Raw genomic sequence first — 9825 nt, 5'->3', positions numbered from 1 at the left:
TTGAAAGGCTGGGGTATCCATGATGGTAGACCTCAAGGTGATGGCCTACTTCAAGCTTAGCCTTTCAACACGTAATTGGGACATAGCCTTTGTATTCACCCTCGCCTTTGACTAGCATACGGCTCAGTATCTCCCCTGCATCCAAGATAATGACCGGTATCAAGATTTCCGTAGATCGACTGCAAGTCGGCAACTATGTCTCCCTGCCACTGGGGTGGCGCGAACACCCGTTCCTGTTTTCCAGCTTCAAAATCAAGAATGAAGAGGAGATCGAGCTGATCCGCCGACTCGGTCTGAAACTGGTCACCATCATTCCCGACAAGAGCGACGTCCCGCCCAAACCCCTCAATCAGGTACAACCTCAGCAGCAAGAGAGCGCAGACGCTGCCCAGCGCCAGGCCCGGATGCAACAGGAGAAAGATCGCCGCATCGAGCAGTTGCAACTCTATCGCCGCAACCTGCAACAGTGCGAGAAACAGTTCCAGCAGTCGCTGGCGCAGGTGCGCAGCGTGATGAGCAAGATCCAGTCCCGCCCCCTCAATGCCATCGGCGAGGCGCAGGAGCTGGTCAACGCCATGACAGAACAGTTGCTCTCGGTGGACGAGATGGTGCTCCATCTGGTCTCCGACGGCGAGGATGGCAACAACCTCTACTTCCACTCCCTCAACGTCAGCGTGCTCAGCATGCTGCTGGCCAAGGAGTGCTGCATGTCGGCCGACGAGATCCGTCAGGTTGGCATGGGTGCGCTGTTCCACGATATCGGCAAACTGAAGATCCCGAGCCAGATCCTGCGCAAGACCGAGCCGCTGACCAAGCCGGAGCAGAACCTGATGGCCCAACATCCGCGCTACGGCCTCGACCTGCTCAATCTGGCCAAGGACTTCCCGGCCGAGGCGAAGGGGATCGTGCTCCATCACCACGAGTATCTCGATGGCAGCGGGCCGGAGGGGCTCAAGAAGGGGCAGCTCGATCCGCTCACCCAGATGGTGTCGCTGATCAACGAGTACGATAACCTCTGCCATATGCAGGCCAAGGTGCCCTACTCGGCCCTGAGCGGCCTCTACAAGCAGCGCAAGGCCCAGTTCAATCCTGAATATCTCAGCATGCTGATCCGGCTGATGGGGATCTACCCGCCCGGCAGCGTGGTGCAGCTCTCCAACGGCCAGGTGGGGCTGGTGATGTCGGTCAACGCCTCGCGCCTGCTCTACCCCTCGGTGCTGGTGTACGATCCGCGCATTCCCCGTCAGGAAGCCGCCATCATCGACCTGCAGCAGGCCGAACTGTCGATCGCCAAGGTGATCCACCCCAAACGGCTGCCGCCGGCGGTGTTTGAGTACCTCAACCCGCGCACCCGCATCAGCTACTACTTCGAACACAACAAAGCCTGATTGCCCTGGTCCCAAGCCAACCGTTGTCACCCATTTAACCCAAGGAGCCCGCCATGCGTATCGAGATCATCAGCACCGGAGACGAAATAGTGACGGGTCTGGTGGTGGATACCAACGCGGCCTGGCTCAGCGCTCTGCTGCTGGAACAGGGGTGGCAGGTGCGCCGTCGCCTAACGGTGGGGGACAACCTCGCTGACCTGAAAACGGTGCTGCAAGAGAGTGCCAGCCGCGCCGAGGTGGTGCTGGTGTGTGGCGGACTCGGGCCCACCGCCGACGACCTCACTGCTCAGGCGGCAGCTGAAGCCTTTGAACAACCGCTCACCCTTTTCCCCGACTGGCTTGCTACCATAACTGCCCGCTACGCCAGCCGTGGTCGCCCCATGGCACAAAGCAATGCCAAACAGGCCTGGTTGCCGCAGGGGAGCGAAATCCTCGACAACCCGGTTGGCACCGCCTGCGGCTTTGTGGTGCGAAGTGGCCAGAGTCAGCTCTTCTTCACCCCGGGCGTGCCGTTCGAGTTCAAGCAGATGGTGCGCGAGCAGATTCTGCCGCGCCTCAAACAGCTGGCCGGGGCACAGATAGATACCGAGCTGCGTCGCTTTTACACCTTCGGCGTCTCGGAATCTGCCCTCAGCGATATGCTGGATGCCGAACCCTGGCCAGCTGGTATTGAGCTGGGTTATCGCTCCTCCATGCCCCTTATCGAGCTGAAACTGATTGGCCACGGTGCCAACACGGCAGACATGGATGCAGCCGAAGCGCGACTGCTCGCCACCATCGAGCCCTGGCTGGTCGGCAGAGGGGATCTCGAACCGGCGCAGCAGATCCTCACTCTGCTGGGAGAGAAACCACTCACTCTGTATGAATGTGAGAGCCGGGGGGCCTTGCTGGCCATGTGCCATGAATACGCTGCGCTGGAAGCCAGCTTTAGCAGCACCTTGAGCTGCGAGCTTGCCCAGCTAACGGGCGCGCCCCATGGAGTGAGTCTGACCATAGGCCGGGCGGGGCCGGACGGCGTTCCGCTGCTGCTCTGCGCCGATGGATTGCAGTTCGGTCAGACCCTCAAGGCCAGCCACCCGGATCCCGAGAGCCGCAGCAAGATCCTCGCTTTTGCCGCCCTCGACATGCTGCGCCGTCACCTGCAGGGCGAGCCGACACTTGGCAATTACCTCACCCAGGTCAGAACGGCGCAGCTCGGCTGATAACCTCAGCGATCTCCCTGCCAGCAATACCATGTCGCTGGCCGACATCTCTTGCCACAATTCGCCATACCTCTTTGCGCCATTACCAAAAAGCACTCACATTTATCCTGCGGTCATCACCGATTTGATCTCTATCCATTGACCATTCGGAGGAAATATCTGAATACTGCCCACTCTCAGTGATTGACGCCTCGTCTTATTATTCATTGATAAATCAAGCAATAACGGTGTGGCGAACCGATCTTCATGTTTTCATCCAGCAAGGAAATGCAGTGTTAAGCAAACAGTGGTTGCTGCTCTCAAACGATATGGAACTGGTCTGCCTGCAAATAGCCGCCGGTCTCACCAAGCCCGTCACGGAACAGGATGTGCAGGCTCTGCTGCTCGCTTCCAACTGCCGCCGCTATCAGCCACTGCCAGAGGGGATAAAACAGGCCATCAGTCTGCTCAATACCCTGCTTACCAACCCTGCCGCCCCGGTGCCCACCAAGCCGATCCCCATCGGCAAACGTCAGGATGCCAGAGTCACCATAGTGGTGGAAAAAGACCGGATGAGCGCCAGTGCCCAGATCACTGCCGACTGGGGTGGCAAGTATGTGACGATGGAACAACTGCAAGAGGCGATCGCCCTCAGCGAGATCAAACAGGGGGTGAGTGAGCCACGGCTCACCGCCGCCATCGTGTCGGCCAAAGAGGCCCCCCCCGGCAGCCAGCTCAAGCTGGTCGTTGCCCGTGGCCAACCTGCCGTCAATGGTCAGGACACCCGCTATGAGCGGCTGGTGGAGACCCCGGCCGAACGGATCCTCAAACCGCAGGAGTTGGGGCATGGCAAGGTCGACCTGCGGGATCTCGGCTCCATCGTCACCGTCAAGGCCGGCGCTCCGCTGATGCGCCGTCATCCGGCCACCGTCGGGGTACCCGGTTTTACCGTGACCGGTCAGGACCTGCCCGCCAAGGATGGCAAAGACAGCCCGATGAGTGCTGGCGAGGGCACCTTCATCTCCCCCGACGATCCCGACCTGCTGATTGCCGGTCGGGCTGGCCTGCCCTGTCAGGAGAAAGCAGGCATGAAGGTGGACGAGGTGCTCAGCGTCAAACAGGTGGATGCCCGCCACGGTCACATTGATTTTGAAGGGGGATTAATCGTCAGCGGCGACGTCAACCCGGGTATGAAGATCCGGGTCAGCGGTGACATCGTGATTGGCGGCTTTATCGAAGGGGGCTGGATCGAGGCGGGGGGCAGCATCACGGTACGCCACGGCATCATTGGCCGCCGCAACGAGCAGGGGGAGTACCTTTGCCAGCTCAATGCGCAGGGGGAGATCCACGCCAACTACGCCCAGTATGCCCAACTGGAAGCGGGGGGAGATATCCAGATCCAGAACCAGCTCAGCCACTGCTACAGCTGCAGTGGACAAGATATCAAGGTGGGTGACAGTAACATGCATAAAGGCACTTTGCTGGGGGGGACCAGCATTGCCAATCGTCTCATCATGGCCCCCAGCCTGGGAGCCGAGGCCGCCAACCATACCCGGCTGCAGATCCTTGGCGGCTACTTCACCCACAAGGAGCAGGAACACCAGCTCAAGGTGCGTCATCAGGAGTGCCAGGCGCAACTCGACAAGATCAAGGAGCTGGTCACCAAGTTACAACTGTTGCCCGCCAACAAGCGCAATCCGGCTACCTTGCACAAGCTCAAACCAATTATTGCTCGTCATCTGGCCGATCTGGCTCTGCTCGATGAGCAGTTGGCAGCCAACCATGAAGAGCTGCAAGAACTGATGGCTGATATGGAGGTCATTGCCACCCAACACCTCTACTCCGGCATCGAGGTCGAGATGGCCTGCTTCAAGCGCAAGGTGACCATCACCCGAGGCTCTACTCGTCTGACCATCCATGATGAAACCCTGGAGATGGCCCCTTACGAGGGACACAAATAGGTCAGTAGATACGGAACCATCACTGCACTGCCCGTGATCCCGCCGCAGATTTTCGCTACACTCGCCACTTCCTTGGCCCCACCGGGTGGGCCACCCAGACTCAGGTAGTGAGAGATGTACAAGCTGATCGCATTGGATATGGATGGCACCCTGCTCAACCCGCAGGGCCAGATTACTCCCCGCACCCACGCCGCCATCAGCGCAGCGCGCGCCAAAGGGGTAACCGTTGTGCTGGCCTCCGGCCGCCCGCTGGAAGGGATGAGCCGCTATCTGGAAGAGCTCGGCCTCACCACAGAGCATGACTACGTCATCTGCTACAACGGCGCTCTGGTGCAACAGGTGGCCGATCAGCGCATCATCCGCAGCCAGTTGCTGACCGGCAGTGACGCCAGCGCCGTCGCCAAACTGGCTGACGAGCTGGAGGTGAACGTTCACGGTTTCTCGGTCACCCAGGGCCTCATCAGTCCCCGTGTCAGCACCTACACCGAGCACGAATCTCGCCTGATCGGCATGCCGATCAATCTGATCGACTTCGCCACCCTGCCTGCCGACGAGCAGATCATGAAGGTGATGATGATCGACGAGCCACCCCAGCTCTCCCGCGCCATCGAACGCCTGCCTGCAGAGCTCTATGAGCGCTATACCGTGGTACAGAGCGCCCCCTTCTTCCTCGAGTTCATGAACAAGCAGAGCAACAAGGGAACCGGCGTCGCCGCGCTGGCCGAGCACCTGGGCCTGACCGCCGATCAGGTGATCTGCGTCGGGGATGCGGGCAACGATCGCCACATGATCGAGTACGCTGGCCTCGGGGTTGCGATGGGCAATGCCACCGACGAGATCAAGGCTCTCGCCCAGCACACCACTGCCCGCAACGATGAAGATGGCGTGGCTCAGGTGATCGAGCAGTTCGTACTGAATGCCTGATCGCAATCGAGCGCCACTGCGCCCGATAAGGAAATAAAAACGGGGAGGCTGTCAGCCTCCCCGTTTTTTCTGGTCAGTTATCTGCGTGATGAGCGGTAATTCGCTCGCATCACTGGTTCGCCAGACACTGGGTATGGGAACCCGGTTGCAGGTAAGGCGTCAGCAGGGGAGCCATCCCCTTGAGCACCTGCACCGGCAGTGCCGAGGTGAAGCGGAACTTGTCAGACTGGCTACCCGGTACATAGGCGGTCAGGGTACCGAAGTGATCCTCACCCAGATAGAAGACGAAGGTTGCGGTGCGGTTGCGCGCCAGCGAGCTGGTCACGTTGCCATAACGACCCACGGTTTCAATCCGATTATCCCCGGTTCCGGTCTTGCCCCCCATTTGCAGCACGGTGCCATCCGGCAGGGTAAAGGCACCGGCGATACGTCTTGCCGTGCCCCCTTCGACCACCTTGGAGAGCGCACTGCGCAGGGCGGCCGCCACCTCGGCCGGCATCACCCGGGTTCCCTCGGTGTGCTGCGGCTCAAACTCGGTCTCGAAGGGCGTCCCCTTGGCAAACGAGAGGTGCTCGATACGCAGGGTCGGGGCACGAACACCGCCATTCTGGATAATCCCCATCAGCTCGGCCAGTGCAGCCGGACGATCGCCAGAGCTACCCAACGCGGTCGCCAGCGAAGGCACCAGATGGTCAAACGGATAACCGAGCCTGGCCCAGCGCTGATGGATATCGAGGAAGGCTTCCACCTCCAGCATGGTGCGGATCCGGCTGTCGCGGGCACTGCGATGACGGGTCTTGAACAGCCAGCTGTAGACCTCCTGCCGCTCGTCACGACTGGCCGCCACCGCGTCGGCAAAGGTCGCCTTGTCGAACTCCTTGAGATAGGCCAGCAGCCACAGCTCCAGCGGGTGAACCCGGGCGATGTAGCCCTGATCCGGCAGTGAATACTTGCCCGGGCCATAGCTCACATAGAGCTGATTGACACGTTTCGCACTCAGCTTCTCCCGCGGCAACCGCTCCGCCAGGAAGGCAGCAAATGCCGCTTCGCTGGCTTCCGGCATCAGGTAGCGGTGAACCGCCGCCAGACGTACCGCACTCGGCTTGAGACCGTCGAGGAATGTATCGAGCTGCTCCTCGGGGGTCTTGCCGCGATATTTGCGCCAGAAGCGCAGCAGATAGGTCTGCCCCTCTTTGTCGGCAAATTTGGCCAGATACTCCTGACGACGGGGATCCTTGTCATCCTTGAGCAGCTGGGCACGGTTGCCCTCCTTGTAGAGGCTGTAGCGCACGATATCTCGCATCAGCCGCACAAAGGGCAAGTTAATCGACTCACGCAGAGAGTCACGCAACGTCGGAATACGATTGTTATCCTCGCGGCGGAAGTTGTTGAAGGTGTGTATGCCACCACCGGTAAAGAACCCTTCGTTGGGGCTGGCAGAGTATTTGCGATCCAGCGCCGCTTCCAGCATCACAGGCAGGCTCTTGTCCTGAGCCGTCATCAGATAGGAGATGGCCCAGCGGCTGAGGTTGTCCTGAGAGACGGCAGCCAATTTACGCAGATTCTCGACCGGCATCCCGGCATAGTTGTCGTGCAGCTCGGCCACGATCTCCAGATAGGTGGTCAGCACCCGCAACTTGGCGGTTGAGCCCAACTCCAGCTTGGAGCCTTCGTTGATATCGAACGGCTGATCGGTGTTGTCGGTCTGCACCCGCACCTTGAACCCTTCCGGCGACTTCTCGAACAGGGTGAAGCTGTAGCGCACATCGCCCGTCTTCTCCGGCGAGAGCAGGCGCTCACCAAACAGCCCTACCTGGGCGGCAAACGTCGGGTCGGCCAGCTGTTGCAGATAACGGGAGATTTCGTTCTGCAGCGGCATGTTGAGGCTGGTATCGGCGGTCAGATCCATCCGGTCAAGGTCATAGAGCTGCACCCCGAGCTGGCGACTCAGGCGAGTACGGGCAACCTGCAACCCCTTGTTGTTGTTCACCCGGGTGATAGCAGGGGACTGCAGGAAGTCACGGAACGTAATCTTGGCCTTGAGCGCCGCCTCCATCAGAGGTGGCGTGATCATCCCCTCCTGCACAAACAGGCGCAGGTAGCTGTCGGTCAGGGTAGCCAATGCCTCTCGCCCCTGAGCCAGATAGTAAGAGGGACGGCGGTGCGCAATCATCAGCGAGACAACCTGACGCAGGGCAAGCCCCTGTTCGGCCAGCGGCGCATTCTGGTTGCGAGCGGGATCCAGCAGACGGTTCACGTCATCGACATTGGCACCAAACCAGACCCAGAGGCCATCCCCCAGACCATGTACTTCACCATATCCCGGCGCAGCCGAGAGCGGCACCGAGTTGAGATAGGCCCAGGCGACCAGTTTGCGCGCTTCGAGGGTTTCTGGCCCGAGACGATAGGCCCGTACGCTGGCAGAGGCCATCTGACGGATCTTCTCGGTCGGCGACAGGGTCAGGCCATCCGGCGAGTGGCGATACTTCTCCACCTGGGTCGCCAGGGTACTGCCACCGGCAGATTGATCCTGCATATCGAGCGCCTTGCCCACCTGGGAGAGCGCGGCCTTGGCAAAACGGGGCCAATCGACCGCCGGGTTGGCCAACGGCTCTTCGTTGCTCAGCAGATCGCGGTTCTCGATAAACAGCAGCGACTGGATGACGAGCGGTGGAATAGAGTCAAAATCCGGATAGTGATGGGTCGGATACTTGAACTGATAGAAGGGCTCTGCACGGCAGTCGTGCAGCGTCAGTCCGGCCTGCACCTTCTCGGTATAGGGCACGAAGAAGCCACGACTGGCATAGTCATAGAGTGCGTCAGAGAAATGCACCTGCCTGCTAACTTCATAGCCCCGTTGCAGCAAACGCTCCTGCATCATCGGCAGTTGCACATAGCCGAGCCGCTTGTCGAACGGGCCATCCTCAGGGAAGGCGATCTGCTTGCTCTGGCCAGGCTCGACCTGATAGGTGAGCTTGGCGGCATAGCGGGAGATCTCCTGAGATTGCAGCTTCGAGGTTTTCATCTCATAGCCAACCAGAGCGATCACCGCCCCCAGGCACAATAAAAAGAGAAAACAGAACAGCCAACGCCACCAGGGACGACGCTTGCGCTTTGGGTTCCCGTCCGTGGTCTGGACAGATGAATCTTGAGATGCCACTTGTGTCAAATCCGTCTGCTCTGATGCGCCCATATCAGCCCCACCATGGTTGCGCAATTTATTGTGTTTCACTCAAGCTTAGTCTTTTCAAGTCAATGGCTTGAAACTATTGACCGCTTTGTTGTGATGGTAACAGGGCAATTCTAAAAAGGGGAGCCGATTGTTGCAGGAGTGGCAGAGATCCGAGCTGATAACAAAACACCGGCCAGTGGCCGGTGTCTCTTAAGCGAAAGCGCAACGCTTATTTGTGAGAGCTCATGCCCTTCAGCTTGGTGCTCAGCTCTTTACGCTCTTTGGAGAGCTCGGCGTTCTTAATGATGTGATCATCCACGCGCTCTTCATAGTCGGCACGCATGTTGGCGATGATCGCCTGTACATCATCAATGCTCATGCCCGGCTTGATGTAGTCGCTCAGGTTGTCGAGCAGCAGTACGCGCTTCTGGTTATCACGGATCTTCTTCTCGTTATCCGCAATTTCACGCTTGAGTTTGTTCTGGCGACGGGACATACGCACATATTCCAGTACATCGCTAAAGGTGGACTTGTTTACTTGTTCCATATCGATACCACTGACTTAAGGTTGATAAAAACGGGCCAAGTTACACCTGGAACCCGGCAAGCTCGGCGCGGGACAGGCAAACTCAAGATACCCTTACTCTACCGAGTTATAAGCGAGATACAACCCTAATCACGCGCCATGAACAGAGTTTGGCCAAAAGTAAACCAGTTAAAATGGCCAGTAATCCATCAGATAAGGGCTTGATATAGATAGAAACTGGAGAAGATGACAGGGTTTTAGTTCTCTTCCTGCAGATAAATGCTAACACTGGCTGTTTAACACGATAAAAGTATAAAAGCCCGGTCATTAAGCCCGGGCTTTGTGTTGATTCTGGTATGCAAATCTGTGGGTCTTATGGATAAAACCGCCCATAGCAAAAAGGCCTTCCCATCAGGGAAGGCCTTCAAATTAGTGGCGGAGCGGACGGGACTCGAACCCGCGACCCCCGGCGTGACAGGCCGGTATTCTAACCGACTGAACTACCGCTCCGCATTCGGTTAGCTTGCGCTAAATCTTCTGCTGCTTCTTGTGAGGTGTCATCCTCGCAGCCGGCTATGTGTTTTCACATCACCGTTTAATTTGGTGCCTGGCAGTGTCCTACTCTCGCATGGCGAATGCCACACTACCATCGGCGCTACCGCGTTTCACTTCT

Annotated in this window: 6 protein-coding genes and 1 tRNA gene; 4 read left to right on the top strand and 3 right to left on the bottom strand. The window is 58.7% G+C overall.

Annotated elements, in window-relative coordinates:
• Positions 1–149 precede the first annotated feature (149 nt).
• The 4 genes from ACW5W8_RS22905 (at position 150) to yidA (ending at position 5454) form a co-directional block, all read left to right on the top strand.
• Complete coding sequence (locus ACW5W8_RS22905; protein WP_498630656.1) at positions 150–1388, top strand: cyclic di-GMP phosphodiesterase; 1239 nt, start codon at positions 150–152, stop codon at positions 1386–1388.
• 53 nt (positions 1389–1441) lie between these two features.
• The gene (locus ACW5W8_RS22900; RefSeq protein WP_498630654.1) at positions 1442–2590 is read left to right on the top strand and encodes a CinA family nicotinamide mononucleotide deamidase-related protein; all 1149 of its coding nucleotides are present in this window, start codon (positions 1442–1444) and stop codon (positions 2588–2590) included.
• 272 nt (positions 2591–2862) lie between these two features.
• Positions 2863–4530, top strand: a complete 1668-nt coding sequence (locus ACW5W8_RS22895; protein ID WP_498630652.1) for a flagellar assembly protein A — start codon at positions 2863–2865, stop codon at positions 4528–4530.
• A 114-nt stretch (positions 4531–4644) separates the two neighbouring features.
• On the top strand, positions 4645–5454 hold the full coding sequence (gene yidA, locus ACW5W8_RS22890; RefSeq protein ID WP_005363212.1) for a sugar-phosphatase: 810 nt from the start codon (positions 4645–4647) through the stop codon (positions 5452–5454).
• Positions 5455–5563: 109 nt separating this feature from the next.
• On the opposite strand, the gene ACW5W8_RS22885 is transcribed toward yidA, so the two are convergent.
• The 3 genes from ACW5W8_RS22885 to ACW5W8_RS22875 all read right to left on the bottom strand — a co-directional run bounded on the left by ACW5W8_RS22885 (position 5564) and on the right by ACW5W8_RS22875 (position 9662).
• Entirely contained in the window at positions 5564–8647 is a 3084-nt protein-coding gene (locus ACW5W8_RS22885) for a transglycosylase domain-containing protein (protein ID WP_498630649.1), read from the bottom strand.
• Positions 8648–8855: 208 nt separating this feature from the next.
• Entirely contained in the window at positions 8856–9173 is a 318-nt protein-coding gene (tmaR, locus tag ACW5W8_RS22880; RefSeq protein WP_005336024.1) for a PTS system regulator TmaR, read from the bottom strand.
• 412 nt (positions 9174–9585) lie between these two features.
• A tRNA-Asp gene (locus tag ACW5W8_RS22875) sits at positions 9586–9662 on the bottom strand.
• Positions 9663–9825: the final 163 nt, after the last annotated feature.

The sequence above is a fragment of the Aeromonas aquatilis genome, assembly GCF_054052405.1.
The sequence above is the reverse complement of the archived record's forward strand: the minus strand, read 5'-3'. Positions and strand labels throughout refer to the sequence as shown.

What these genes read in the sequence shown, in the direction of transcription:
- ACW5W8_RS22905 (WP_498630656.1), top strand. Translation starts at nt 150, where the DNA reads ATGACCGGTATCAAGATTTCCGTAGATCGACTGCAAGTCGGCAACTAT.
- tmaR (WP_005336024.1), bottom strand. Translation starts at nt 9,173, where the DNA reads ATGGAACAAGTAAACAAGTCCACCTTTAGCGATGTACTGGAATATGTG.
- ACW5W8_RS22885 (WP_498630649.1), bottom strand. Translation starts at nt 8,647, where the DNA reads ATGGGCGCATCAGAGCAGACGGATTTGACACAAGTGGCATCTCAAGAT.
- yidA (WP_005363212.1), top strand. Translation starts at nt 4,645, where the DNA reads ATGTACAAGCTGATCGCATTGGATATGGATGGCACCCTGCTCAACCCG.
- ACW5W8_RS22900 (WP_498630654.1), top strand. Translation starts at nt 1,442, where the DNA reads ATGCGTATCGAGATCATCAGCACCGGAGACGAAATAGTGACGGGTCTG.